Genomic DNA, 25,094 nt, shown 5'->3' with positions numbered 1-25,094 from the left:
GATGAGGGCTCTGCACATCATCACCGGCCTCGGCGTCGGCGGCGCCGAGCAGCAGTTGCGGCTGCTGCTGCGTCATCTGCCCGTCGACTGCGACGTCGTGACGCTCACCAACCCCGGGGCGGTCGCCGACGGCCTCACCGCCGACGGGGTCCGCGTCACGCATCTCGGCATGGGCGGCAACCGCGACCTGGGCGCGCTGCCCCGCCTGGTCCGGCTGATCCGCGCCGGCGGCTACGACCTGGTGCACACGCACCTGTACCGGGCCTGCGTCTACGGGCGGTTCGCCGCACGCTTGGCCGGGGTCCGGGCGGTCGTCGCCACCGAGCACTCCCTGGGCGACTCGCAGATGGAGGGCCGCAGGCTGACGGCGGGGGTGCGCGGGCTGTACCTCGCCAGCGAGCGGCTCGGTTCCGCGACGGTCGCCGTCTCCCCGACGGTGGCCGGCCGCCTGGAGCGCTGGGGCGTGCCCGCGCCGCGCATCGAGGTCGTCCCGAACGGCATCGACCTGGACCGGTTCCGCTTCGACGCGGAGCGGCGCGAGCGCACCCGCCGCCAGCTCGGCCTGCCGGAGGACGCGTGGGTCGTCGGCGGCGTCGGCCGGCTCAGCCGGGGGAAGCGGTTCGACGTCCTCGTCCGCGCGCTCACGCTGCTCCCGAAGGACCACTGGCTGCTGCTGGTGGGCGGCGGCCCCGAGGAGCCCCTCCTGCGCCGCACGGCCCAGGAGGCCGGTGTGGCCGGGCGCGTGGTGTTCACCGGCGAACGTCCCTACGTGCCCGACGGTTCGCCAGGACCCGACCTGCCCTCGCTCACCTCGGCGATGGACCTGCTCGCCTCCCCGTCCACCGAAGAGGCCTTCGGCCTGGCGGCCGTGGAGGCACTGGCGGCAGGACTGCCCGTGCTCTACGCCTCCTGCCCGGCCATCGAGGACGTGCGGCCGCCCGCAGCCACCGGTGTCCGGCGGGTGAGCGGCGGCCCTGAGGCATACGCCCGCGCGATCGCCGAGGTACGGGCGGCCGGTGCCCGGCCGCGCACGGCCTCGGAGGTCGCGCGGCACTACAGCATCACCCACTGCGCGGCCCGTCTCACGGACGTGTACGCGGCAGCGGTCTCCAGTTCGACGTCCCCCTCTTCTCCGGGAGCCAACTCCTCATGACCGACACTCCGATCCGTCAGCGCCGCCTGTCCCTGGCTCGCCTCAGGGAGCTTCCCCTGTGGTCCGTGGTCGCGGCCGGCACCCTCGCCGGGGGCCTGCTCGGCGGTTCGTACGGACTGCTCACCCCCGCGACGTACACCGCCACCAGCTACGTCATCGCCGTGCCCGCGGGGAAAGCCTCGCCGGACGCCGCCCTAGGGTTCGCCCAGGCCTACGGCCGGGTCGCCACGCAGCTCGCGGTGCTCGGGGACGCGCAGGTGTACGCGGGCGTGCCGGTGCGCACCCTGCAGCGCAGTGTGCGCACGGCGACGTCGCCGGACGCGCCGATGGTCGCCGTCTCGGCCACCTCCTCGCGCCCGGGCCTCGCCGTCGACATGGCCAACGCGGTCACCCGCTCGCTGACCCGGCACGCGGACGACACCCGGGGCAACACGCACGTGCGGCTCGTGCAGTTCTCGCGGGCTGTGGAGCCGAGCGAGCCGACCTCCACGTCAACGGCGGTGACCGGTCTGGTCGGTGCGAGCGCGGGCGGTCTGCTGGGCGGCCTGGCCCTGCTGGCGCGACCGCGGAGGAACGGCCAGGAGGACGAACCCGCCCCGGCCCCCTCGGTGCCGAGCCCGGCCGCCGCCGCCGATGTCCGCGGACAACGGTGACGACGGCGGGTCTGAGCGGACCAGCCGGACTACCACCAGTCGAAGCGCAGGCAGAGCTTCCCGCCGAGCCACTCCTCCACCCAGCTGCCGAGGTCCAGCGGCGTGCAGTCCGCCGGGGGCGGCGGTGTGCCGGGCGGGGTCGGCTTCGGCGTGGGCTCGAGGGGCGGGGCCGCCTGGTCGGTACGGCCGAACAGGACGGACCGGTAGAGCTGGGACGACTTCGGGTTGTCCCCGCACTGCCACACACCGTGCGGGCAGTAGTCGGTCAGCGTGTTGTAGAGCGGCTTGTGCTCCTCCATCCAGGCGAGCATGTCCCGCATGTAATCGGCATTGTCACCGTTGCGGAAGAGCCCCCATTCCGGATAGGAAATGGGCTTGCCGTGAGCCTTGGCGAAATCCACATGGTCCTGCAACCCGTAGGGCTCTTTCACCTGTTGTTCGAACGACATCCCGGCCGGTTGGTCGTAGGAATCCATGCCAATGATGTCGACGGTGTCGTCCCCCGGATAGCATTTCGTCCAGGGAACGGCGTCGCGGCCACGGCTCGGCGTGAAATCGAACCGAAAATTCTGGCCCGGCACGGAACGCATGGTGGTGACGATCCTGTTCCAGTACTTCTTCCAGGCCTCCGGGTCCGGCCCACAGCGATGGGTGTACGTGGTGCCGTTCATTTCCCAGCCGAGCACGAGGACCGTGTCCGGCACCTTCAGCTCCACCAGCCGTTCGGCGAGGACACGGAAGTGGTGATCGAACTCCCCGGCGGCGCCCCGTTGCAGCAGCCGCCGGACCTCGTTGTCGGAGACACCCTCCTCGTTGCGTTCCTGCATGGGGACGTTGAGGACGAGCATCCGGTCGGCCTTCTTGTTGCGCCAGTGCGCCCATACGTCGAGGAACCCGGGAGCACCCTCGATGTCGCGCCAGCGGTGGCCCGGCAGATAGGTGTGGCCGGCGCGCAGCTCCGTACCGCCCAGCCAGTGGCTGAACAGCGGCATCCGGGCCACGCCACGGGCGTCGGACTTGAGGAAGACACCGACGGCCGGGGCCTCCTCGCCCGCCGCCGGGGTGCTGGCGGCCGGGGTCGGCGTCGACGGCTCGGGGACGGCCGGCGGCGTGAGGGCCGAGGGCGTGGCCACGGGCGGCGGCGGGGTCGGCGCCGGAGCCCGGGGTTCGGCGGCTCGCGCCACCCCCACCCCGGCCACAGAGCCGGACGCCAGGGCGGCCGACGCGGCGACCGCCACCGCCCCCAGGGCCAGCCGGCGGACACCGGCCCGCTTCTGCTGTGGGGCCATGCCTGCTCCTTTTTTCGCTCTCGTCCGGACCGCTGCCTCGGCTTTTGTTATTGACGGGCAGTCATACGAAGTCAGTCACAGAAAAGCCAGTGACGCCACCGCCGTTGCGGCTTTCGAGTGCCGGGCTCGCCCGAGCGGGTGAGCCGAACGAAAAGAAAGAGAGAATTCGTGTCGCTGCTCGACACCCGCGTCCCCGCTGTAGTAATGCGGATCGACCGGAACCCTTTTCACCACGGAACGCTGGGGGCCGCGCGTTCACTCGGCAGGGCGGGCGTGGACGTACACGTCGTCGCGGATTCCGCGGGAAGTCCCGTCGGCGCGTCACGATACGTACGCCATATGCATTCCCCGCCACCGCCGGGAGCCTCCCCGGACGACATCATCGCCGTGCTGCGCCGCGTGGCCGACCACATCGGGCGGCCCGCCGTCCTGGTCCCGATGGACGACGCGACCGCGATCGCCGTGAGCCGGATGCGGGACGAACTCGCGCCCGCCTACCTGCTGCCGGCGATGCCGAACGCCCTGGCGGAGCGCGTCGCCGACAAGGCGGAGCTGGCCGCCGTCTGCGCGGCCACCGACGTCCCGTACCCGGAGACGCTGGTCCCGGACAGCCCCGCGGAGGTCTCCGACGCCATGCGGCGGCTCGGGCTGCCGGTGGTGGCGAAGTGGAGCCGGCCCTGGCTGCTGCCCGCCGGCAGCGGGCTGCGCAGCACGGTGCTGGTGCGGTCCGTGCAGCAGGCCCGGGAGCTGTTCGTGCGCACCGGCGAGGCGGGCAGCCGGCTGCTGCTCCAGGCGTATCTGGCGCCGGGGCCGGACCGGGACTGGTTCTTCCACGGCTACGCCGACCACGCGGGGACCGTGCGCGCGGGCGGTCCCGGCCGCAAGCAACTGGCCTGGCCGCGCGGGGCGGGGCTGACCGCGGTGGGCTGCTGGACGCCCAACGCCCAGGTGCAGGCGCTGGCCGAGCGGCTCGTCGACGCGCTGGGCTACCGGGGCATCTTCGACCTCGACTTCCGCCGCTGCGGCACGACGGGCCGCTACCACCTGCTCGACTTCAACCCGCGCACCGGCGCCCAGTTCCGGCTCTTCGCGGACAGCGCGGGTCTCGACGTCGTCCGGGCCCTGCACCTGGACATGACGGGCTGTCCGCTGCCGGACGGGTCCCCGCTGCCCGGGCGGACCTTCGTGGTGGAGAACTACGCGCCGCTGGCCGCCCTGAGCGCGGCGCCGGGCGGACGCGAACGCGAACTGGCCTGGTACGCCGGGGACGACCGCTCCCCCGGACGGGTCATGTGGGCCCTGTGGTGCCGGCATGTGTCCCGCCGGCTGCGTGAACGGCTGGGCACGACGACGCCGGCGGTGGCGGAGCCGGCGCCGCGGCTGATCCCCCGGGCAGCCTCGCCCTCCCTGACCGACAACGAGAAAGCGAGCAGTTGATGGTGTACGACCTTCTGGTGGTGGGCGCAGGCCCGTACGGCCTGTCGATCGCGTCCCACGCCGCGGCCGCCGGGCTGAACCTGCGCGTGTTCGGCCGGCCCATGGCGTCCTGGCGGGACAACATGCCCCGCGGCATGTTCCTGAAGTCGGAGCCGTGGGCGTCCAACCTCTCCGACCCGGCCGGGCGGTGGCGTCTGGACGTCTACTGCGCCGAGCAGGGGCTGACGGCACGGCACGCGAAGCCGATCCCGGTCGAGGCGTTCGCGCAGTACGGCCTGTGGTTCGCGCGCAACGCCGTACCGGGGGTGGACGAGCGCACGGTGACCCGTGTGTCGGCCGGGCCCGGCGGCTTCACGGCGATCGCCGAGGACGGGGAGGAGGTGCACGCGCGGGCGGTGGCCCTGGCGGTCGGTGTGATGCCGTTCGTCGAGGTACCGCAGGCCCTGCGCGGACTGCACCCCGCGCTGGTGACGCACAGCAGCCACCACAGCGACCTCGACCGCTTCCGCGGCAAGGACGTCACGGTGATCGGCGGCGGTCAGGCGGCCCTGGAGACGGCGGCGCTGCTCGCCGAACAGGGCACGCGCGTGCGAGTGCTGGCCCGGGCGGAACAGCTGGTGTGGAACGACGTGCCGCCGGCCTGGGAGCGCCCCTGGTGGCAGTCGGCGCGCTCCCCTCACAGCGGGCTCGGCCCGGGCTGGCGGAACTGGTTCTACGCGGAGCGTCCGGGCCTGTTCCGGCGGCTGCCGGAACCGACCCGGGCCCGCATCGCGACCACGGCGCTGGGACCGGCGGGCGCGTGGTGGGTGCGGGACCGGGTGGAGGGTGTGGTGGAGCTGCTGCCGGGCCATGAGGTGGCCGCGGCGTCCGCGGTGCCGGGCGGGGTCCGGCTGGACACGGTGAGCCGTACGGGCGCCCCGCGCAGCCTGGAGACCGAACACGTCATCGCCGCCACGGGGTTCCGGGCGCGCTGCGACCGGCTCGGACTGCTCGCCCCCGAGCTGCGCGGAACGCTGGCGGCACTGCCCGACGGCTCCCCGTTGGTCGGGCACAGCTTCGAGTCCTCCCACCCGGGCCTGTTCCTCGCGGGCCTGGTGACGGCCTCGGGCTTCGGCCCGGCCATGCGCTTCGTCCAGGGCGCGGCCTTCACGGCGTCGACGCTCGTCGGAGGCGTACGCCGCCGGCTCGGTGCGATGCCTGCGGCCGGCACCGTCCCCGCGCCCGTGGACGGCAACCGGACCGAGACGCCCTCGCCGGTGCGCCGCTGACGGCGCATCGCACGGTGGCCCAGGGCCGCTGACGGCTACGGAGCCGTCAGCGGCCCGTTTTCCTGTGCGGGGACCCGCGGCCGGTGCATGAGGGTGCCGGGACGGCCGACACCCCCCGGATCGCGATCGACGGGGGGTGCGGGTGGGGCGGGGTGGGTGCCGGACGGATCGCGTCCGGCACCCGGGAGCGGCTACCGGGACGCGGTGGTGCGCCCGCGGCGGTACATCATCACTCCGCCGACGATCAGGGCGGCGCTGGCGGCCGACGCGGCGGCCAGGGCCTCACTGCCGGTCTCGGCCAGCTGGGGCAGCGTGCCCTCCTCCACTTCCTCTCCCTCGGTGATGGAAGAGTCCTCGGTGTCCGGCGTGGAGCTCGACGGCTCGTCCTCGTCCGGGGCGGGGACCTCCTTGACCGGAGGCGTCTTCTCCTCGTCCGTCGACGGGGTGTCGTGGTCGTGGCCGTAGCCGCCGCCGGACGACTCGTTCTCGCAGTCGTTGCCGTACGTCGAGTTGAGCGCCGCGGCTCCGTCGACGGAGTTGCCGCACGCGTTCAAGGGCAGGTCGACCGGCGCCTGCACGTTGTTCCCGGAGAGCACGCCCGGGGACCCCTTCACGACCGCCGACGCGTCCGCGCCCGCGCCCCCGTCGTGGTGCTTCGGCTTGTGCGAGGTGTTCTTGCAGGAGTTGCCGATCGCCTTGTTGAGCGCCGCGAGTCCGTTGACCGTGTTGCCGCACAGGTTCACCGGCACGTGGACCGGAACCTGCACGCTGTTCCCGGAGAGCACACCAGGGGAGTCCTTCGCCACTCCTGACGCATCGGCGTCAGCCAGGGCGGGGCTGCCGTACAGGGACAGAATCCCGGTGGCGGCGGCCGCCGCGAACGCTCCCTTGCTCAGGGTCTGTCGCAATGTAGTTGTCCTCCTGCTTGAAGAATGGGGCAGCGGTGAAAGATCGCAGCGCCGCATGCTCTACTGCCTCATCAACCCGGCGCGGGAGGATTGGTTCCGCAGGTTCACCCGGTTGGCCCGCCGTGCGGGCCCAAGGGCGAGAGACTTCTCAGCCCCGCCTGCGGGCCGCCTGTCCGATGGCCTCGGCGAGTTCGTCCACCGCCCCGTCCCCGGTGCGGTCGGCCAACGCCCGTGCACGGTCGGCGAGTTCCCCGAAGCCGCCCGGTGCTCCCGGGACGCGGTCGCCCCCCGAGCGCAGGGCGTCGGCGAAGTAGGCCGCCACCGCGGTGACCTGGAAGCGGCTCGGGGCTTCACGGAGAGAATCGTGGAGGGCGTCGGTCTCGAGATCGCCGGACTCCTCGTGGGGGTCGCGGGTGCCCGGGTCGAGCCAGCGGACGGTGGCGGTGGCGAGATGGCCTTCGGCACCGGGCTCGGTACGGACGGCGTACAGGGCGGTGACGGTGTGGCCGGGGCCGACCTCGCCGCCGTCGACCCGGTCGTCGCGGAAGTCCTCGTCGGCGACGCGGCGGTTGTCGTAGCCGATCAGGCGGAACTCCTCGACGGTCTCGGGGTCGAAGGCGACCTGGGCCTTGGCGTCGCGGGCGGTGAGGTCGATGTGGCGCGGTAGTTGCTCGCAGAAGACCTTGCGGGCCTCGCCGGGGTCGGACACGTAGACGGTGTGGCCGTCGCCCTTGTCGGCGAGGTTCTCCATGAGGGCGTCGCCGTAGTCGCTGCCCACGCCGACGCCGAAGAGGGTGATGCCGTGCTCGCGGCGTTCGCCGGAGATCCGCTCCAGGATGGCGTCCGCGTCGGTGTCGCCGGTGTTGGCGAGGGCGTCGGAGACGAGGACGACCCGGTTGGTGGCGCCCTCGCGCAGGCCCTCGACGGCCTGTTCGTAGCCGGTCTCGACGCCCGCGCCGAGGTTGGTGGAGTTCCGGATCTCCAGCTCGGCGATGGCGTCGTGGATCTCGTCGCGGTTGCCGTCGAGGCGGGTCATGGGCAGGACGGTCTCGGCCTCGTCGCTGAAGGCGACGAGCGCGACCGAGTCGTCGTCGCGCAGCCGGTCCGTCATCACGGCGAGGGACTCCTGGGCGAGGTCCAGGCGGCCCGGTTCGGCCATGGAGCCGGAGACGTCGATGACGAAGGTGAGGGCGGCGGGCGGGCGTTCTCCGGTGCGTTCCGCGGAGCGGGTGGCGAGGCCGACGCGGACCAGGGACCAGTCCTCGTCGTCGGTGCGGGCGCCGTCGACGGTGACCGAGAAGCCGTCGCCGTCCGGGCGTTCGTAGTCCTGGCGGAAGCTGTTGACGAACTCCTCGGGGCGGACCGTCGAGGGGTCGGGGAACCGGCCGTCGGCGAGAGCGCGGCGGGCGTAGTCGTAGGAGGCGGTGTCGACGTCGAGGGCGAAGGTGGAGAGGTGGCGGGGGTTCTCCCGGCGGTCGTCCTCCTGTTCGCTGAGTTCGTCGCCCCGACTGGGCGCGCTGTAGCCGTCGCGGTCGGCCGCCTTGCTGTCCCCGCTGCTGTCGGCGCCTCCGCTGCACGCGGTGAGTAGCAGTCCGCTCGCCGCCGTGAGCGCGAGCAACAGGTTTCGTGTCCGGTGCCGCTTCATCGTCCGTGCCCCCTGGGTCCGTTGGTGTCGGCTTCTTGCGACTGTGACGGCGCAGGGGGTGAGAACGTGCGGTACGGGGCGTTGCGGAAGCGTCTCGAAGCGGCCACGGAGACCGCCCGTCGAGACCGGTGGGAGACCCTCCGTTGACCTAGGAGACGACGTCCTTGCGGGCGAAACCGCGGAAGGCCAGGGCGAACAGCACGAGCGCGTACGTTACGGAAATCGACGTGCCCTGGATCATGTCCGACCACTCCAGCTGCGGCCGGACGGCGTCGAGCCAGGCGTACTGCCAGTGCGCGGGCAGGAAGTGGCGCCAGTCGCCGAGGGCCGTCACCTCGTCGAGGACGCTGCCGATGATGGTCAGGAACACCGCGCCGCCGACCGCGCCGAGCGGTGCGTCCGTCCGGGTCGACAGATAGAACGCGAGGGCCGCGGTGACCAGTTGGGACACCATGATGTAGGCGACGACGATCAGGATGCGCTGGGCCGACGTGCCCGTGGACAGACTGCCGCCGGTGGGGAGTTCGAGCGGGCCCCAGCCGTAGGCCGCCGTGCCGACGGCGAGGGCGACGACCGGAAGCAGGACCATCGCCGCGAGGCTCAGGCTGAGTCCGACGGCGAGCTTGGACCACAGCAGCCGGGCCCGGGGCACGGGCGCCGCGAGCAGATAGCGCAGGGAGGACCAGCTCGCCTCCGAGGCGACCGTGTCGCCGCAGAACAGGGCGACGGGGATGACGAGCAGGAAGCCGGCGGCGGAGAAGAGGTTGACCGCGGCGAAGTTCGCCCCGGACGCGGTCGCCGTGTCCATGAGGTTCACCCGGTTGTTGTTGCCGCCCGGGTTGCCGCCGACCTGGAAGGCGATCAGCAGGATGATCGGCAGGGCGAACAGGACGCCGCCCATGACCATCGTGCGGCGCCGCTTCAGCTGCCGGACGAGCTCGACCCGCAGGGGCAGGGTGCGGCCCGCGCGGTAGCCGTCGGCGACCTCGACGGGCGGCTCGGCGAGCTTGCTCATGCTTCGGCTCCGATCAGGGTGAGGAAGGCGTCCTCCAGGCGGCGGTGCGGGCCGACCGACCGCACGGGCACGTCAAGACGTACGAGTTCGGCGACCAGCCGCTGCGGGGAACCGTCGGCGTCGAGCTGGACCAGGAGGCCCTCGTCGGTACGCACGGCCGAGGCGACGCCCGGCAGGGCGGTGACCTTCTCCACGACGGGCTCGTCCACCGGCGTGGCCGTGCCGACCAGGAGGGTGTCGCCCGAGCCGACGATGTCCTCGACGGGGCCCGCCTGGACGAGCTGTCCGTGGTCCATCACGACCAGGTGGGTGCAGGTCTGCTCCACCTCCGCGAGGAGGTGGCTGGAGACGATGACCGTACGGCCGGCTGCGGCGTAGCGGATCATCACCTCGCGCATCTCGCGGATCTGGGGCGGGTCCAGGCCGTTGGTCGGTTCGTCGAGGATGAGCAGGTCCGGCAGGCCGAGCATGGCCTGGGCGATGGCGAGGCGCTGGCGCATGCCCTGGGAGTAGGTGCGCACCGCGCGGGCGAGCGCGTCGCCCAGGCCCGCGATCTCCAGGGCCTCCTCCATGTGCGCGTCCTCGGCGGGGCGGCCGGTGGCGCGCCAGTACAGCTCCAGGTTCTCGCGGCCGGACAGGTGCGGCAGGAAGCCCGCGCCCTCGACGAAGGCGCCGACCCGGGAGAGGACCGGGGCGCCCGCGCTGATGGCGTGGCCGAAGACGCGGATCTCGCCGCCGTCGGGCTTGATCAGGCCCATCAGCATGCGCAGGGTGGTCGTCTTGCCCGCTCCGTTGGGGCCGAGGAGGCCCAGCACCTGGCCCTTCTCCACGCGGAAGGACAGGTCCTTGACGGCGTACCGGTCGGAGGACTTGGCGTACCGCTTGGTCAGGTCCGTGATCTGGAGCGGGACTTCGGCCATCTCGGGGTCGGGCGGGGCGGGGGCCGCGGTGCGGCGGCGGCCGGTGATGATCAGGCCCAGGGCGATCACGGCGCCGGCGATCGGCATCCACCACACCCAGGCGGGCAGCCCGCCCTCGGTGTCGCGCTGGCCGAGGGCCGAGGGGACCTTCAGATCGCCCTTGAGGGAGACGGTGTACGTCGCCGGGGAGACCGGGGAGGCATAGCCGAGGTCCGTCGAGGCGAGGACCAGGCGCAGCCGGTGGCCGTCGTCGATCTCGTGGTCGATCGCCGGGAGGGTGATCGTGACGTCCTTGCCGGCCTTGGCGCCCTCGACCCTGAGGGGCGTGACGAGCTGGGAGGGCAGGACCTGCTGGGAGCCGCCGCCCGGGCCGACGTCGTAGACCTTCGCGAAGAGCACGGCGTCGTCGCTGGTGGACTTCACGTGGACGGTGGCCGTGGGCGAGCCGGTGATCTGGACGTCTTCGCTGAAGGGCTTCGACTCGAACGCGGCGAACTGGCCGGGGAAGTCCAGCGAGATGCCGATGCCGAGCGTGGAGAGCTGGCTGAGGCCGCCGGCGCCGCCGAGGCCGGGCAGGGCGGAGACGCCGGGCGGGCTGGCGCCGGGCGGGTTGTCGAAGGTCTGCTCACGGCCCGCCAGGGCGATGGAGCGCTGCTTGGCCTCCAGGCCGGGGTAGCCGTCCGAGGTCACGCCGGTCAGGCGGGGTTCGCCGTCGCCGGAGCCCGTGCCGAGGGTGCGGGTGACGCGGAAGGCGGGGCCGGTGTCGGCGGCCTTGTCGTCCTTCAGGTAGCGGTCGAACCAGGTCGTGACACGGTCCTGGACGCGGCCGGTCTCCATGTCGCCGCCGTCGTGGCCGCCCGCGATCCAGTCGACGTCGACAGGGGCGCCGTTGGCGCGGATGGCCTTCGCGGCCTGGTCGGCCTGGCCGAGCGGGAAGAGGGAGTCCGACTGGCCCTGCATCAGCAGGGTCGGCACGTCGATGTCCTTCCCCACGGCGGACGGCGAGCGCTCCTCCAGCAGCTTGCGCGCCTCGGCGTCGGGCTTGCCCGACTCGGCGACCCGCTCGTACATCCGGCACAGCGCGGGCTCGAACTTCTCGCAGCCGCCGCCGGAGTTGACGAAGATGCCGGCCCACAGCTTCTTGAACACGCCGTTCGGGAACAGCGCGTCGGCGAGATTCCAGTACGTGATCGCCGGGGCGATGGCGTCGACCCGGTCGTCGTGGCCCGCCGTCAGCAGCGCGATGGCTCCGCCGTAGGAGCCGCCCGCCATGCCCACGCGCGGATCTCCGGCCTTGTCGAGCTCGACCTGGGGCTGCTTCGCCAGCCAGTCGATGAGCTTCGAGACATCGGCGACCTCGCCCTTCGGGTCGTTCAGACCGATCTTCCCGTTCGACTTGCCGAAGCCGCGCGCCGACCAGGTCAGCACCGCGTAGCCGTCTCTGGCGAGGCCCTCGGCCTGCTGCCGGACGTCGTTCTTGCTGCCGCCGAAGCCGTGGCCGAGCAGCACGGCGGGGCGGCGGCCGTCGCCGCCGGAGGTGAAGTACGACGTGTCGATGCGCACGCCGTCGCCGGTGGCCAGGGTCCGGTCTTCGCGGTGGACCGGGGGCGTCTCGTCGTTCGCGACGGCCGTCCACGTTCCCGCGCCCGCGAGCACGACGACGGCGGCCCCGGCGGCGAGGAGCCTCCGGGGCCTCCGAAGCAGCCCGTTCAGTCCGGGCAGTCGAAGATCCATGCGTCAACGGTACGGGGTGAACCTGTCGAACAGTTGTCGACTTGAGGCTGAAGTGGGTGTACTGCGGGTGCGGTACGGCGGGCAGCTCGGGTGGTCCTGTGGTCTGCCGGGTGCGGGTGCGTTGGGGTTGTTCGCGCAGTTCCCGCGCCCCTTAGGGCGCCCCTCAGGGCGCCCCCCGGAGAAAAGACCTCAGTGGTTGCGCGGGAAGCCCAGGTCCACGCCCGCCGGGGCGTCGGCCGGGTCCGGCCAGCGGGTGGTGACGACCTTGCCGCGGGTGTAGAAGTGCGTGCCGTCGTTGCCGTAGATGTGGTGGTCGCCGAAGAGCGAGTCCTTCCAGCCGCCGAAGGAGTGGTAGCCCACGGGGACCGGGATCGGGACGTTCACGCCGACCATGCCGGCCTCGACCTCCAGCTGGAAGCGGCGGGCCGCGCCGCCGTCCCGGGTGAAGATCGCGGTGCCGTTGCCGAACGGCGAGGCGTTGACGAGGTCCAGGGCCTCCTCGTAGGTCTCGGTGCGCAGCACGCACAGGACCGGGCCGAAGATCTCGTCCTGGTAGGCCTTCGCCGACGTGGGCACCTTGTCGAGCAGCGAGATGCCGATCCAGTGGCCGTCCTCGAAGCCGTCGACCGTGTAGCCGGTGCCGTCCAGGACCACCTCGGCGCCCTCGGCCGCCGCGCCCTCGACGTACGACGCCACCTTGTCGCGGTGGACCTTGGTGATGAGCGGGCCCATCTCGGAGGTCGGGTCGTCGCCGGGGCCGATCTTGATCTTCTCGGCGCGCTCGCGGATCTTCTCCACCAGTTCGTCGCCGATCGCGCCGACCGCGACGACGGCGGAGATGGCCATGCAGCGCTCGCCCGCCGAGCCGTAGGCGGCCGACACGGCGGCGTCGGCCGCCGCGTCCAGGTCGGCGTCCGGGAGCACCAGCATGTGGTTCTTGGCGCCGCCCAGGGCCTGGACGCGCTTGCCGTTCGCCGAGGCCGTGGTGTGGATGTAGCGGGCGATCGGGGTCGAGCCCACGAAGGAGACGGCCTTGACGTCCGGGTGCTCCAGGAGGCGGTCGACGGCCACCTTGTCGCCGTGCACGACGTTGAAGACGCCGTCCGGCAGCCCGGCTTCCGCCAGCAGTTCGGCGATCTTGAGGGACGCCGACGGGTCCTTCTCGGACGGCTTCAGCACGAACGTGTTGCCGCACGCGATGGCGATGGGGAACATCCACATCGGCACCATCGCCGGGAAGTTGAACGGCGTGATGCCCGCGACGACCCCGAGCGGCTGGCGGATGGACGAGACGTCCACGCGGCTCGCGACCTGCGTGGACAGCTCGCCCTTCAGCTGGACGCTGATGCCGCAGGCCAGGTCGACGATCTCCAGGCCGCGGGCCACCTCGCCGAGCGCATCACTGTGCACCTTGCCGTGCTCGGCGGTGATCAGCTCGGCGATGGCGTCCCGGTTGGCGTCCAGCAGCGCCCGGAACTTGAAGAGGATCGAGGTCCGCTGGGCCAGCGAGGACTGGCCCCAGGTGGCGTAGGCCTCCTTGGCGGCGGCGACCGCCGCGTCCACCTCGTCCACCGAGGCGAACGCGACCTTCGTCGTCACCGCGCCGGTCGCCGGGTTGGTCACCGGCCCGTGCGTGCCCGAGGCGCCTTCGACGGTCTTGCCGCCGATCCAGTGGTTGACGATCTTCGTCATGGCCGGGAACTCCTTCACAGATGGCGGCGTCGGGTGGAGACGTGCCGTTCGTACAGCTCACGGGCCTTGACCGCGGACGGTCGTGTCGCGGTCTCGGCCACAGGTACATCCCACCAGGCCTGGGCGGGAGGCGCGCCCGACACTGTGTCTGCCGTTTGGGTCTCGACGTAGACACATGTGGGAGTGTCGGCGGCCCGGGCCTCGGCGAGTGCCTCGCGCAGGTCCCGTACGGTCTTCGCGCGCAGTACGCGCATGCCGAGGCTGGCCGCGTTGGCGGCGAGGTCCACCGGCAGGGGCGACCCGGTGCAGGTGCCGTCCTCGGACGGGAAGCGGTAGGCGGTGCCGAACCGCTCGCCGCCGACCGACTCGGACAGGCCGCCGATGGACGCGTAGCCGTGGTTCTGGATGATCAGGACCTTGATCGCGATGCCCTCCTGCACGGCCGTGACGATCTCGGTCGGCATCATCAGATACGTGCCGTCGCCGACCAGCGCCCACACGGGCCGGTCGGGGGCGGCCAGCCTCACTCCGATCGCGGCCGGGATCTCGTAGCCCATGCAGGAGTAGCCGTACTCCAGGTGGTACTGGTCGTACGAGCGCGTCCGCCACAGTTTGTGCAGGTCGCCGGGGAGGGAACCGGCGGCGTTGATGAGGATGTCCGACTCGTCGGCGAGCTCGTCGAGGGCGCCGAGGACCTGGGGCTGGGTGGGGCGGGTGTCCGGTTCGTCCACCTCGTAGCAGGCGTCCACGCGCTGCTCCCAGCGCTCCTTGTCCTCGGTGTACTCGGTGGCGTAGGAGTCGGCGACCCGGTACGCGTGCGGGCGGAGCGCGTCGGTGAGTTCCGTCAGGCCGCTGCGGGCGTCGGCGACGAGGGGGTGCCCGGCGAGCTTGTGGCCGTCGAAGGGGGCGATGTTGAGGTTGAGGAACCGGACGTTCTCGCCGGTGAAGAGGGTGCCGGAGGCGGTGGTGAAGTCGGTGTACCTGGTCCCGACGCCGATCACCAGGTCGGCGGTGCGGGCGAGTTCGTCGGCCGTCGCCGTGCCGGTGTGGCCGACGCCGCCGACGTCCTGGGGGTGGTCGTGGCGCAGGGAGCCCTTGCCTGCCTGGGTGGAGGCGACCGGGATGCCGGTGGTCCCGGCGAACTCGGCGAGTGCCGCCTCGGCGCGGCTGTGGTGGACGCCGCCGCCCGCGACGACCAGGGGCCTTTTCGCCGCGCGGATGATCCGTACCGCCTCGGCGAGTTCCGTCGGGTCGGCGCCGGGACGCCGTACGGTCCAGACGCGCTCGGCGAAGAACTCCTCGGGCCAGTCGTAGGCTTCGGCCTGGACGTCCTGGGGCAGCGCGAGGGTGACGGCGCCGGTCTCGACGGGGTCGGTGAGGACGCGTATCGCGTTCAGGGCGGAGGGGATCAGGGCCTCCGGCCGGGTGATCCGGTCGAAGTACTTCGACACCGGGCGCAGGCAGTCGTTGACCGACACGTCGCCCGCGTACGGCACTTCGAGCTGCTGCAGGACCGGGTCGGCGGGGCGGGTCGCGAACACGTCGCCGGGCAGGAGCAGCACCGGCAGGTGGTTGATCGTCGCGAGGGCGGCGCCGGTGACGAGGTTGGTGGCGCCCGGGCCGATGGAGGTCGTGACCGCGTGCGTGGACAGCCGGTTGGACTGCCGGGCGTAGCCGACCGCGGCGTGCACCATGGCCTGCTCGTTGCGGCCCTGGTGGTACGGCATCGCGTCGGGGTACTCCAGCAGCGCCTGGCCGACACCGGCGACGTTGCCGTGGCCGAAGATGCCCCAGGTGGCGCCGATGAGCCGCTGCCGTACGCCGTCACGCTCGGTGTACTGGGCGGCCAGGAAGCGCACGAGCGCCTGTGCGACCGTCAGCCTCGTCGTCATCGGCGTCCCTCCCGCCTGGTGTGGGGGACCTCCGGCGCGGGGCCGTAGCGGGCGGGGAGTTGTCGCTCGCACTTCGCTCCTGCCAAAGCAAAGCGGCCTCCCGCGCCGGAGGCGATCTGGGCCCGGGCGTCACGGGGCGCGTACGCGAAGCCGGCGGCGGCCCACGCGTACACACTCTCCCCGCCCGGGAGGGGGGAGTTCTCCTTGAGGACGTACGGCTCACTGGTCATGAAGCGGCCCTCACAGCAGTCCTACGGCGGTGTCCACGGCGGCGGCCACATCGCCGTCCGCCGGGTACAGCAGGGAACGGCCGACCACCAGCCCGCGCACGGTGGGCAGTTGGAGGGCGCCGCGCCACTTCTCGTACGCCCCGTCCTGATCGTCGCCCACCTCCCCGCCGAGCAGTACGGCGGGCAGCGTGGAGGCCGCCATGACCTCGGCCATGTCGTCGGGGTTCGCGGTGACCGGCACCTTCAGCCAGGTGTAGGCCGAACTGCCGCCCAGGCCCGAGGCGATGGCGATGGACCTGGTGACGGCCTCGGCGGAGAGGTCGTTGCGCAGCCGGCCCGTCTCGTCGCGGCGGGAGATGAAGGGCTCGACGAAGACGGGCAGCCGGCGGGCGGCCATGGCGTCGACGGCCCGGGCGGTGGACTCCAGGGTGGTGAGGGAGCCCGGGTCGTCGTAGTCGATGCGCAGGAGCAGCTTGCCCGCGTCGAAGCCGAGGCGCTCGATGTCCTCCGGGCGATGGCCGGTGAAGCGGTCGTCGAGTTCGAAGCTCGCCCCCTGGAGGCCGCCGCGGTTCATCGAGCCCAGGACGACCTTGCCGTCGAGGGCGCCGAGCAGCAGCAGATCGTCCAGGATGTCGGCGGTGGCGAGGACGCCGTCCACGCCGGGGCGGGACAGGGCCAGGCAGAGGCGTTCGAGGAGGTCGGCGCGGTTGGCCATGGCCATGCTGCGGCCGCCGACCCCGAGGGCGCCGCGGGCCGGGTGGTCGGCGGCGACGATCATCAGCTGGCCGTTGTCGTTCAGCAGGGGCCGGCGGGAGCGGCGGGCGGCGGCCTCGGCGATCGCCTCCGGGCGGTGGCTGCGCAGGCGGACGAGTTCGGAGACGTCTACGGTCACTTGACGGCCCCCGCGGTGACGGCCGCCTCGATCTCGGCCGGGGTGGGCATCGCGGAGGAGCACTCCAGGCGGGAGGCGACGATGGCCCCGGCGGCGTTGGCGTGCCGCATGGTCTTCTCCAGGTCCCAGCCGGCCAGCAGGCCGTGGACCAGGGAGCCGCCGAAGGCGTCGCCGGCGCCCAGGCCGTTGAGGACGTTCACGGGCAGCGGCGGGACCTCGGCGCTCTCGCCCGCGCGGTTGACGGCCAGGACGCCCTTGGGGCCCTGCTTGACGACGGCCAGTTCCACGCCCGCGTCGAGGAGGGCGCGGGCGGCGGCGTGGGGTTCGCGCACGCCGGTGGCGACCTCCACCTCGTCGAGGTTGCCGACCGCGACGGTGGTGTGGCGCAGGGCCTCCGCGTAGAAGGGGCGGGCCGCGTCGGGGTCGGTCCAGAACATGGGGCGCCAGTCGAGGTCGAAGACCGTCGTGCCGGACTTGGCCCGGTGGGCGAGGGCCGCGAGGGTCGCCGTACGGCTCGGTTCCTCGCTCAGGCCCGTGCCCGTGACCCAGAAGACGCGGGCGTCGCGGATGGCGTCGAGGTCGAGGTCGTGGGCGTCGATCTCCAGGTCGGGGGCCTTGGGCCGCCGGTAGAAGTACAGCGGGAAGTCGTCCGGCGGGAAGACCTCGCAGAAGGTGACCGGGGTGGGCAGGCCGGGTACCGGGGTGACCCAGCGGTCGTCCACGCCGAAGTCCCTCAGGGCCTCGTGGAGGTAGGTGCCGAAGGGGTCGTCGCCGGTGCGCGTGATCACCGCGGTCCGCCGTCCCAGGCGGGCCGCGGCGACCGCGACGTTCGTCGCCGAGCCGCCGAGGAACTTGCCGAAGGACGTGACCTGCGGCAGCGGGACGCCCGTCTGGAGCGGATACAGATCCACTCCGATCCGCCCCATGGTGATCAGGTCGTACGCCATCGGATACCCCTCGGTGTCGGCTCTCCCCGGTTTTGTAGCCCCCTTCGCGAAGCCCTGTCAATGTTTTGTCCGGACATTCGGACCAGATCATGACAGCGCTTTCCGCGCGCCCTGGTCCGGGTCCCACGGTTCCGTGGGTTCAGGCCTCGGTGCCGGTCCGCCTCTCCAGACGACTGCCGCGCGGCAGGGTGACGGACATGATGTCGCTGGGGGCGTCCAGGGCGATCCGGTGCCAGCGGCCTCGCGGCACGATGACCGCGGTCCCTGCCGCCAGCCGGATCTCCTCCTCGTCGTCCTCCGGCCGCTCGGGGCGGAGGCAGAGGCGTATCCCGCCGGTGAGGCACGAGACGACCTCGTCCGCGGCGGTGTGGATCTCCCAGTGGTCGCCGTGGACATCGGCGTCGGTCTCCACGTGGAAGGTCATCACCTGCCAGCCCTCCCGCCCGGGGTCGAACACAGGCTGCTCGGCGCGCACCCGGCCGCCTTCGTCGAGGTGGAGGAAGGAGGCGTAGAGATCGATCGGGGTGACGGTCATGTCAGGGATGTCCTTTCACTCGGTCCACTCGGTTCACTCGGTTCACTCGGCCAGGGCGCGGCGCAGGGCCGCGGTGAGTTCGGCGATCTGCCGCTGGGAGATCTCGGCGGAGAGGATCGCCTGGGAGCCGTGGAAGGTGCCGGGCCACTGGTGCAACTCGACCGGGACGCCCGCCTGGAGCAGGCGCACCGCGTACTCGATGCCCTCGTCGCGGTTCGGGTCGAACTCCGAGGTGGCGACATAGGCCGGGGGCAGGCCGGACAGGTCGGTGGCCCGGGCCGGTGCGGCGTAGGGCGTGGCGGGCGTGGAGCCCAGGTAGTGCCCGAGCGCCGCGGTGGCCACGGCGCGGGTGTTCCAGGGCGTCTCGGTGAAGTTCCGCGCCGACCACGACTGCTGCCGGTCGTCGAGGATGGCCTCGTTGAGCAGCTGGAAGCGGATCGGCGGCCCCTGCTCGTCACGCGCACGCAGCGCCGTCGCCGCCGCGAGGTTCGCGCCGGCGCTGTGTCCCCCTACGGCGATCCGGTCCGGGTCGATGCCGAGTTCGGCCGCGTGCTCGGCCGTCCAGTTGAGCACGGCCCAGACGTCGTCCAGGGCGGCCGGGAACCGGTGCTCGGGGGCCAGACGGTAGCCCACCGAGATCACCACCACGCCGGAGGCGGCCGCGATCCGGACGGCCCAGTGGCGGTCGGCGTCCAGATCGCCCATGACCCACGCGCCGCCGCGCAGCCAGACGAGGGCGGCCCGCGCCCCCTCCGGGCGGTAGATCCGCACCGGCACGTCCGGATCGGCGGGCACCGTACGGGCCTCGATCTCCAGGCCCGTGGTGTCCGGCCCCGGCGCCGCTGCGGCACGCTCGGCGTAGTTCTTGCGCGCGGTGGCCAGGTCGGTCAGGTCGGGGCCGGCGAGCATCGGGATGAAGGGTTCGAGTTCGGGATCCATGCCGGACATCCTCACGGCCGACCGCCCCGGGATCATCCGCCAACTGTCGGGCATTCCCACCCGGTTGCGCGCCGCTCGGCGCCTGCCGTCTCCACGCGAGGGCACCTATCCTCCTGTCATGGAGGCACTGGCCCAACGGCTGTCCCAACTGGACCCGCACGTCCAGGGCGCGATCCGCGTCATCGCGTTCTACGACACCCTGATGCGCCGGCGCGTGGACCTCCCGGCGCTGGCCCGGGCCTCGGCGGGCCTGGCCGAGTGCGCGGCCGGGATCCGGTTGCACGGCACGGGGCGGGCCATCCGCGTCTCGCCCGAGGGGCGGGAGGTGTCCGCCCCGCCCGTAGCGGCTTCCACCACGGTGCCGATCACCCTCGACGAGGAGGAGATCGGCACGGTGTGGCTGGAGCGGCCCGGCACTCCCCTGCCGCTCGACGAGGTACTGCTGGAGCGGCTCGCCCTCGCCGCCGCGGCGGTCGTCGAGCGATACGGACCGGCCCGCACCACCATGGCCGACCCCGCTCTCGTCGAACTGGTCGTCAGCTCCGACTGCGACGAGGCGGGCAGAGCCCGGGCGTTACGGCTTCTGGGTTTCGCCGCCGACCTGCCGGTCCGCGTCGTCGCCGTACGGTCGCCGCTTCCACTCGACCGCATCGGCGCTCTGCTCTGCCCGTCCCGCCCGGTGAAGGCGGCGCCGGTCGCCGACGTGGGTGTCATCCTGGCCACGACGGTGGACCGGGCCCGGTTCCCGGCCGGTGTCCGCGCGGGCATCGGCACCGCCGAGAGCCCCGACCGGTCCTGGCAGCAGGCCCGCACCGCCCTCCGCTTCACCACTCCGCGCCGGCCGGTCGTCGACCACGACAGCCTGGGGGCGCTGGCCCTGCTCGCCCAAGTACCCCCGGACGCCCTGCGGGACAACGCCGACGTGGCCGCGATCGCCCGCCTCGCCGACGCCCCGGACGACCTGCAGACCCTGGACGCCTACTGCGCCACCGGCTCCCTGCGCCGGGCCGCCGACCTGCTCCACCTGCACCACAGCAGCGTCGCCCGCCGGCTCGAACAGATCGGGAAGACCCTGGGCATCGAACTCACCGAGCCGGCGGGCCTGTTGCGGGCCGGTGTCGCTCTCACGACATGGCGGCTGCTCGACGACTGAGGCACCGTGGACGAGCCGACGCCCCGGCGCCGCGTCAAGGCACCCCGCCGACGATCCGGCGCGCGCCTTTGCTCCGGCTGTGTCACAAACGCCCCCTTCCTGTCACACATGTCACGCGTCCACAGGTCTTCCGTCACACCCGGCACACAGGCCCTGCCCCGTGTCACCGAGCGTCGTTGACCGGCCACAGGCTTGTTGATCGCCAGCGCAGCGCCCGGCTCCCCCGGACGGCCGTCCCCGGCCCCCGCCGTGGTGCGCGCGGGGAGGTGCATGTCATGACCGAACGAAAGCTCTGGTCCTACAAGGAGATCGCGGCACACATCCGGGTGCAGCCCGACACCGTGCGGTCCTACCGCAAGCACGGTCTGCTGCCGCCGCCCGACCATGTCGAGAGCGGCAAGCCCTACTGGTACGCCGACACGGTCCGGGCCTGGGTCGCCTCCAGGCCCGGCAACCGGGGGCGAAGAGACGACTGACCGGCCTCGCGCACCGATCCCCCTGCCCCACCCTCGCGTGGGGCACAGTCTTCTGTTCTTCGGCGGGGGCGTCAGCTCCACGGCTCGATGACCGTGGCCCCCGCTCCCGGCGCCGTTCCCATCGCCGCCAGCGCGGCCGGGACCTCGTCCAGCGTGATCCTGGACGTCACCAGCAGATCGGGGCGCAGCACACCGCCGCGGACCAGCTCCAGCATCGGCGGGTAGCTGTGCGCCGCCATGCCGTGGCTGCCGAGGAGTTCGAGCTCCAGGGCGATCGCGCGGGCCATCGGGACGGGTGTCGTGCCCGTCGGTGAGGGCAGCAGGCCGACCTGGACGTGGCGGCCGCGGCGGCGCAGGCCGTTCACCGAGGCGGCGCAGGTGGCGGGTGAGCCGAGGGCGTCGAGCGAGAGGTGGGCGCCGCCGCCGGTCAGGTCGCGGACCGCCGCCGCGGTGTCCGGCACCGCTGTCGCGTCCAGGCACCGCGCGGCCCCGAACCTCCGCGCCAGGTCCAGTGCCCGGGCCGATACGTCGACGGCCACGACCCGCGCTCCCGACGCCGCCGCGATCATCACCGCCGAGAGCCCGACCCCGCCGCAGCCGTGCACCGCGACCCACTCCCCCGCCGCGAGGCGGCCCTGCCGCACCACCGCCCGGTACGCCGTGGCGAACCGGCAGCCGAGGGAGGCCGCCGTCGCGAAGGACATGTCCCCGGGGAGCGCCACGAGGTTCACGTCGGCGTGGTCCAGCGCCACGTACTGGGCGAAGGAACCCCAGTGCGTGAAGCCGGGCTGGGTCTGGCGCTCGCACACCTGATGGTCGCCCGCCGCACAGGACGGGCAGGTGCCGCAGGCGCAGATGAACGGCACGGTGACCCGGTCGCCGGGCCGCCATCCGGTCACCCGGGCGCCCACCGCCTCGACGACACCGGCGAGTTCATGCCCGGGCACATGCGGCAGGGCGATGTCCGGGTCGTGGCCCTGCCAGCCGTGCCAGTCGCTGCGGCACAGGCCGGTGGCCTCGACCCGCACGACGACGCCGTGCTCCGCGGGCTCCGGATCGGCGACCTCCCGCACCTCGGCCGTCTCCCCGTACCGCTCGAACACCACGGCCCGCATGATCCACCCGCCTTTTCGTTCACGCCCGGTTCGCGCATGTCCGGTTCGCGCATGTCCGGGATCCCGAGGTGCTCCTACCTTCCCGGGCGATCATGCATGCGACGCTCCGACCTTGTCTCTGGCCTGTTCGGTCTCCTTCGCCCGTTCCGGTTCGCCCTCGCTCAGACCGAAGCGCTCGTGGAAGCGTCGCAGCGGGCGAGGGGCCCACCAGGTCGCGCGGCCCGTGAGGCGCATGACCGCCGGGACCAGGAGGCTGCGGACGATCATCGCGTCCATCAGGACCGCCAGCGCGATGCCCAGGCCGAGCATCTTGGTGTTGGTCACCCGGGAGGTGCCGATGGCGACCATGACCACGGCCAGGATGACCGCCGCCGCGGTGATCAGCCCGCCCGTGCGCGCCAGGCCGTGCCGGACGGCCTGGTCGTGGTCGCCGGTGTGGTCGTACTCCTCCTTGATGCGGGAGAGCAGGAACACTCCGTAGTCCATGGACAGGCCGAAGGCCACACAGAACATCAGGACCGGCAGGGTCGTCTCTATGGAGCCGGGACTGGTGAAGCCGAGCAGGCCGGACAGGTGGCCGTCCTGGAAGACCCAGACGACCGCACCGAACATGGCCGTCAGACTGAGCGCGTTGAGCACGACCGCCTGGATCGGTATCAGCACGCTGCCCGTGAGGAGGAAGACCAGGAGCAGGGTGACGATGGTGATGAAGACGGCCGCGAGCGGCAGGCGCTCCCCTATGGCGTCCTTGGAGTCGACCAGGACGGCCGCCATGCCGGTCACCTCGGTGTCGAAGGGGGCCCGGAGCTCACGCAGTTCACCGACCAGGCGCTGGGCCGGATCGTCGACCGCCTCGCCCTTCGGCAGCACCGTGAAGTACGCCGAGTCGCCCTTGACCAGCGGCCCGTCGACCCGCTGTACATCGGGCAGTTCGGCGATCCGCTCCTTGTAGGCGCCGTACTGCGCCTCGGTCGCGCGGCCCTGGGCGAGCACTTCGAGGCCGCCGTCGGGGCTACCGGGGAACCCCTCCCGGATGTGCTGCTGCACGACATGGGACTCGGAGGTCGAGGGCAGCTGGCGGTCGTCCGCGGTGCCGAACCTCACGCCCAGGAAGGGCAGGCCCAGCAGGACGAGGACGGCTGTGGTGCCCAGGGCGAAGAACGGGGCGCGGCGCATGACGAGCGTCGCCGTACGCGCCCACCTTCTGCCCTCTTCCCCGGCGGACTTCGGCCGGTGTCCGCGCCGGAACACACGGCGCAGGTCCAGGGCGTTGACCCGGTGCCCGAGCAGGATCAGCGCCGCCGGGAGCAGGATCAGCGCGGCCGCCGCGGCCAGCAGCACCACGGCGATCCCGGCGTAGGCGAAGGACCGCAGGAAGTACTGCGGGAAGACCAGCATCGCGGCCAGGGACACCGCGACCGTGAGGGCGGAGAACAGCACTGTGCGGCCGGCGGTGCGCAGGGTCGTGCCGATCGCCGTCAAGGGCTCGGCGCCCGTGGACAGTTCCTCGCGGAAGCGGCGGACGATGAACAGCGCGTAGTCGACGGCGAGGCCGAGGCCGAGGGCCGTGGTGAGGTTGATCGCGAACACGGACACGTCGGTGAGCTCGGTGAGGCCGCGCAGGGTCGCGTTGGTCCCGAGGATGGCGACGATGCCGATGCCGAGCGGCAGCAGGGCCGCGACCGCGCTGCCGAAGACCATCACCAGCAGCACGAGCGTCACCGGCAGGGCGATGAGCTCGGCCCGGGTCAGGTCCTCCTGGATGATCGTCTGCATCTCGTGCCGCACGGCGACCGGGCCGCCGACGGTGACCTCCACCGGGCCGTGCACGCCGCGGTAGTGGGGTGCGATGCGCTCCAGGGTCTCGGCGGCGGTCTTCTCGTCACCGGTGATGCGGGCGGCTATGAGCGCCTCGTGGCCGTCCTCGGCGCGCAGGGCCGGGGTGCCGGACTGCCAGGAGGAGCCGATGCCGGTGACGCCCCGCTCGCTCGCCAGCCGCTCGGCGAGACCCTTGGCCCGGGCGGCCACGGCCGGGTCGTCGACCGAGGCGTCGCCCGCGTCGACCAGGAGCAGCAGGTTGGGCTGGGAGCCGGGGAACTCGCGCTCCAGGATCTTGGTCGCACGCGTGGACTCGGCGGCCGGATCCTCCCAGCCGCCGGCGCCGAGCCGGTCGGCGACGCCGCTGCCGGCCAGCACCGCGAGCGCGGTGATCACCAGTGCCACCAGCAGCGACAGTCTGGGCCTGGCGGTCACGAAGCGGGTCCAGCGTCCGACGCGTGGTGGTGTGTTGACTTCGGTCATCGTGCGGTGTCCCCTTCACCGTGACCCGTGTCCAGGCGCAGCCTGACAGCACGGAGCTGCCATAGACTGGCAAACACGAGAGTTCGCTCGCATTTCTGCCGACTCCAGAATGCGAGCGACCACTCGTGTTTGTCAATCGCGTGATGAGACCTGGGGATAACGCGTGCCCGAGAAGACCGAGAAACCCGCGACGGAGACCACGACAGCGGCGGCCGAGGACCGGCCGCGCCGTCGCCAAGCCCGCGGCGAGCGCCGGATCACCCAGCTGCTCGAAGCCGCTGCCACGGTCTTCGCCACGACCGGCTACACAGCCGCCAGCACCAACGCCATCGCCCGCGAGGCGGGCGTCTCACCGGGCACGCTGTACCAGTTCTTCCCGAACAAGGAAGCGATCGCGATCGAGCTGGGCGGGCGGCTCATGCACGAGATGCGGCAGTCCTACGACGAGGTCCTCAGCCCGATCGACCCCGCGGTGACCCCGATCGAGGAGGCGATCACCGGAACCGTCGACCGCTTCATCGAGTTCAACTGCCTCCACCCGGCCTTCTTCGTGCTGATGCACGGCCCCGACATCCCGGGGCGCATCGCCGAGGAGCACGACGCGCTGCACACGACGCTGGTCACCCGGGTCGAGACACTCCTCGCCCCGTTCGTGCCCGACGCGCCCGCCCCGGCCGTCACCCGCACCGCCCAGATGTGCGTGGGCATCTACAAGGCCGGTCTGGAGCTGATCCTGGCCCACGAGGGCGACGAACGGGAGGCGTACGTCCAGGAGCTGAAGGACGTCCTGCTGCGCTACCTGCGCCCCCTGGCCGAGGGCGTCGTGTACTGATACCCCCTAGGGGTACAGTGGGGAGGTGTGCGGGCCCCTCGTGGGCCCCCACAGCCCCACATGCCTCG

20 protein-coding genes and 1 pseudogene are annotated in these 25,094 nt (G+C 72.4%); 7 read left to right on the top strand and 14 right to left on the bottom strand.

From position 1 onward, the window contains the following. The first annotated feature begins 1 nt into the window (after nt 1). Complete coding sequence (locus ACZ58V_RS14185) at nt 2–1,153, top strand: glycosyltransferase (RefSeq protein WP_468189960.1); 1,152 nt, start codon at nt 2–4, stop codon at nt 1,151–1,153. Then, nucleotides 1,150–1,806 carry a YveK family protein gene (locus ACZ58V_RS14180; protein ID WP_468189962.1) on the top strand — a complete coding sequence of 219 codons (657 nt, stop codon included), beginning with the start codon at nt 1,150–1,152 and terminating at the stop codon, nt 1,804–1,806. The genes ACZ58V_RS14185 and ACZ58V_RS14180 overlap by 4 nt, the downstream gene beginning before the upstream one ends. Nucleotides 1,807–1,835: 29 nt before the next feature. Here ACZ58V_RS14180 and ACZ58V_RS14175 read toward each other — a convergent pair whose 3' ends face one another. Continuing rightward, complete coding sequence (locus tag ACZ58V_RS14175; protein WP_468189964.1) at nt 1,836–3,095, bottom strand: glycoside hydrolase family 26 protein; 1,260 nt, start codon at nt 3,093–3,095, stop codon at nt 1,836–1,838. A gap of 168 nt (nt 3,096–3,263) precedes the next feature. Here ACZ58V_RS14175 and ACZ58V_RS14170 point away from each other — a divergent pair, with 168 nt between their 5' ends. Both ACZ58V_RS14170 and ACZ58V_RS14165 read left to right on the top strand, forming a co-directional pair. Further along, complete coding sequence (locus tag ACZ58V_RS14170) at nt 3,264–4,532, top strand: carboxylate--amine ligase (RefSeq protein ID WP_471290181.1); 1,269 nt, start codon at nt 3,264–3,266, stop codon at nt 4,530–4,532. Next, nucleotides 4,532–5,800 carry an NAD(P)-binding domain-containing protein gene (locus tag ACZ58V_RS14165; RefSeq protein ID WP_468189969.1) on the top strand — a complete coding sequence of 423 codons (1,269 nt, stop codon included), beginning with the start codon at nt 4,532–4,534 and terminating at the stop codon, nt 5,798–5,800. Before ACZ58V_RS14170 ends, ACZ58V_RS14165 begins: the two co-directional genes overlap by 1 nt. A 191-nt stretch (nt 5,801–5,991) precedes the next feature. Here the strand turns inward: ACZ58V_RS14165 and ACZ58V_RS14160 are convergent, their stop codons facing one another. The 11 genes and pseudogenes from ACZ58V_RS14160 to ACZ58V_RS14110 form a co-directional block, all read right to left on the bottom strand. Continuing rightward, on the bottom strand, nt 5,992–6,708 hold the full coding sequence (locus tag ACZ58V_RS14160) for a chaplin (protein ID WP_471290180.1): 717 nt from the start codon (nt 6,706–6,708) through the stop codon (nt 5,992–5,994). Between the two features lie 148 nt (nt 6,709–6,856). Further along, complete coding sequence (locus ACZ58V_RS14155; RefSeq protein WP_471290178.1) at nt 6,857–8,353, bottom strand: vWA domain-containing protein; 1,497 nt, start codon at nt 8,351–8,353, stop codon at nt 6,857–6,859. 148 nt (nt 8,354–8,501) lie between these two features. Further along, nucleotides 8,502–9,368 (bottom strand): ABC transporter permease, encoded by an 867-nt coding sequence (locus ACZ58V_RS14150; RefSeq protein WP_189723764.1) that lies wholly within the window; start codon nt 9,366–9,368, stop codon nt 8,502–8,504. Next, nucleotides 9,365–12,022 (bottom strand): CocE/NonD family hydrolase, encoded by a 2,658-nt coding sequence (locus ACZ58V_RS14145; protein WP_471290177.1) that lies wholly within the window; start codon nt 12,020–12,022, stop codon nt 9,365–9,367. The genes ACZ58V_RS14150 and ACZ58V_RS14145 overlap by 4 nt, the downstream gene beginning before the upstream one ends. Nucleotides 12,023–12,211: 189 nt before the next feature. Next, a complete protein-coding gene (mmsA, locus tag ACZ58V_RS14140) occupies nt 12,212–13,714 on the bottom strand; it encodes a CoA-acylating methylmalonate-semialdehyde dehydrogenase (protein ID WP_471290176.1) in 1,503 nt (500 codons plus the stop codon). Between the two features lie 14 nt (nt 13,715–13,728). After that, complete coding sequence (gene iolD, locus ACZ58V_RS14135; RefSeq protein WP_468189984.1) at nt 13,729–15,606, bottom strand: 3D-(3,5/4)-trihydroxycyclohexane-1,2-dione acylhydrolase (decyclizing); 1,878 nt, start codon at nt 15,604–15,606, stop codon at nt 13,729–13,731. Between the two features lie 23 nt (nt 15,607–15,629). Next, nucleotides 15,630–15,836: pseudogene (locus ACZ58V_RS14130) on the bottom strand (hypothetical protein); the annotation flags it as partial. A gap of 10 nt (nt 15,837–15,846) precedes the next feature. Then, nucleotides 15,847–16,728: a Cgl0159 family (beta/alpha)8-fold protein gene (locus ACZ58V_RS14125; protein ID WP_471290175.1), complete on the bottom strand. Its 882-nt coding sequence runs from the start codon at nt 16,726–16,728 to the stop codon at nt 15,847–15,849. Then, nucleotides 16,725–17,675: a 5-dehydro-2-deoxygluconokinase gene (gene iolC, locus ACZ58V_RS14120; RefSeq protein WP_471290174.1), complete on the bottom strand. Its 951-nt coding sequence runs from the start codon at nt 17,673–17,675 to the stop codon at nt 16,725–16,727. Before iolC ends, ACZ58V_RS14125 begins: the two co-directional genes overlap by 4 nt. Nucleotides 17,676–17,814: 139 nt before the next feature. Next, entirely contained in the window at nt 17,815–18,210 is a 396-nt protein-coding gene (locus ACZ58V_RS14115) for a cupin (RefSeq protein ID WP_468189990.1), read from the bottom strand. 42 nt (nt 18,211–18,252) lie between these two features. After that, the gene (locus tag ACZ58V_RS14110; protein ID WP_468189992.1) at nt 18,253–19,149 is read right to left on the bottom strand and encodes an alpha/beta hydrolase; all 897 of its coding nucleotides are present in this window, start codon (nt 19,147–19,149) and stop codon (nt 18,253–18,255) included. Between the two features lie 118 nt (nt 19,150–19,267). Between ACZ58V_RS14110 and ACZ58V_RS14105 the strand changes: the two genes are divergently transcribed. Together ACZ58V_RS14105 and ACZ58V_RS14100 are read left to right on the top strand one after the other, a co-directional pair. After that, the gene (locus tag ACZ58V_RS14105) at nt 19,268–20,302 is read left to right on the top strand and encodes a PucR family transcriptional regulator (RefSeq protein ID WP_471290172.1); all 1,035 of its coding nucleotides are present in this window, start codon (nt 19,268–19,270) and stop codon (nt 20,300–20,302) included. Nucleotides 20,303–20,577: 275 nt separating this feature from the next. Next, nucleotides 20,578–20,778: a helix-turn-helix transcriptional regulator gene (locus ACZ58V_RS14100; protein WP_468189996.1), complete on the top strand. Its 201-nt coding sequence runs from the start codon at nt 20,578–20,580 to the stop codon at nt 20,776–20,778. A 71-nt stretch (nt 20,779–20,849) separates the two neighbouring features. Here the strand turns inward: ACZ58V_RS14100 and ACZ58V_RS14095 are convergent, their stop codons facing one another. Beyond that, nucleotides 20,850–21,893, bottom strand: coding sequence for a zinc-dependent alcohol dehydrogenase family protein (locus ACZ58V_RS14095; RefSeq protein ID WP_471290171.1), 1,044 nt, complete (start codon nt 21,891–21,893; stop codon nt 20,850–20,852). Nucleotides 21,894–21,983: 90 nt separating this feature from the next. Continuing rightward, nucleotides 21,984–24,194: an MMPL family transporter gene (locus ACZ58V_RS14090; protein WP_471290170.1), complete on the bottom strand. Its 2,211-nt coding sequence runs from the start codon at nt 24,192–24,194 to the stop codon at nt 21,984–21,986. 163 nt (nt 24,195–24,357) lie between these two features. On the opposite strand from ACZ58V_RS14090, the gene ACZ58V_RS14085 reads away from it, so the two are divergent. Then, entirely contained in the window at nt 24,358–25,026 is a 669-nt protein-coding gene (locus tag ACZ58V_RS14085) for a TetR/AcrR family transcriptional regulator (protein WP_468190002.1), read from the top strand. The last annotated feature ends 68 nt before the right edge of the window (nt 25,027–25,094 follow it).

It is taken from the genome of Streptomyces sp. NPDC040589, from assembly GCF_055594445.1.
The sequence above is the reverse complement of the archived record's forward strand: the minus strand, read 5'-3'. Positions and strand labels throughout refer to the sequence as shown.

Bases quoted from the DNA above. Each gene is read 5' to 3' on its own strand.
- ACZ58V_RS14100 (WP_468189996.1), top strand. From the start codon at position 20,578: ATGACCGAACGAAAGCTCTGGTCCTACAAGGAGATCGCGGCACACATC.
- mmsA (WP_471290176.1), bottom strand. From the start codon at position 13,714: ATGACGAAGATCGTCAACCACTGGATCGGCGGCAAGACCGTCGAAGGC.
- ACZ58V_RS14090 (WP_471290170.1), bottom strand. From the start codon at position 24,194: ATGACCGAAGTCAACACACCACCACGCGTCGGACGCTGGACCCGCTTC.
- ACZ58V_RS14155 (WP_471290178.1), bottom strand. From the start codon at position 8,353: ATGAAGCGGCACCGGACACGAAACCTGTTGCTCGCGCTCACGGCGGCG.
- ACZ58V_RS14105 (WP_471290172.1), top strand. From the start codon at position 19,268: ATGGAGGCACTGGCCCAACGGCTGTCCCAACTGGACCCGCACGTCCAG.
- iolC (WP_471290174.1), bottom strand. From the start codon at position 17,675: ATGGCGTACGACCTGATCACCATGGGGCGGATCGGAGTGGATCTGTAT.
- ACZ58V_RS14165 (WP_468189969.1), top strand. From the start codon at position 4,532: ATGGTGTACGACCTTCTGGTGGTGGGCGCAGGCCCGTACGGCCTGTCG.
- ACZ58V_RS14095 (WP_471290171.1), bottom strand. From the start codon at position 21,893: ATGCGGGCCGTGGTGTTCGAGCGGTACGGGGAGACGGCCGAGGTGCGG.
- ACZ58V_RS14150 (WP_189723764.1), bottom strand. From the start codon at position 9,368: ATGAGCAAGCTCGCCGAGCCGCCCGTCGAGGTCGCCGACGGCTACCGC.
- ACZ58V_RS14110 (WP_468189992.1), bottom strand. From the start codon at position 19,149: ATGGATCCCGAACTCGAACCCTTCATCCCGATGCTCGCCGGCCCCGAC.
- ACZ58V_RS14185 (WP_468189960.1), top strand. From the start codon at position 2: ATGAGGGCTCTGCACATCATCACCGGCCTCGGCGTCGGCGGCGCCGAG.
- ACZ58V_RS14180 (WP_468189962.1), top strand. From the start codon at position 1,150: ATGACCGACACTCCGATCCGTCAGCGCCGCCTGTCCCTGGCTCGCCTC.
- iolD (WP_468189984.1), bottom strand. From the start codon at position 15,606: ATGACGACGAGGCTGACGGTCGCACAGGCGCTCGTGCGCTTCCTGGCC.
- ACZ58V_RS14145 (WP_471290177.1), bottom strand. From the start codon at position 12,022: ATGGATCTTCGACTGCCCGGACTGAACGGGCTGCTTCGGAGGCCCCGG.
- ACZ58V_RS14175 (WP_468189964.1), bottom strand. From the start codon at position 3,095: ATGGCCCCACAGCAGAAGCGGGCCGGTGTCCGCCGGCTGGCCCTGGGG.
- ACZ58V_RS14115 (WP_468189990.1), bottom strand. From the start codon at position 18,210: ATGACCGTCACCCCGATCGATCTCTACGCCTCCTTCCTCCACCTCGAC.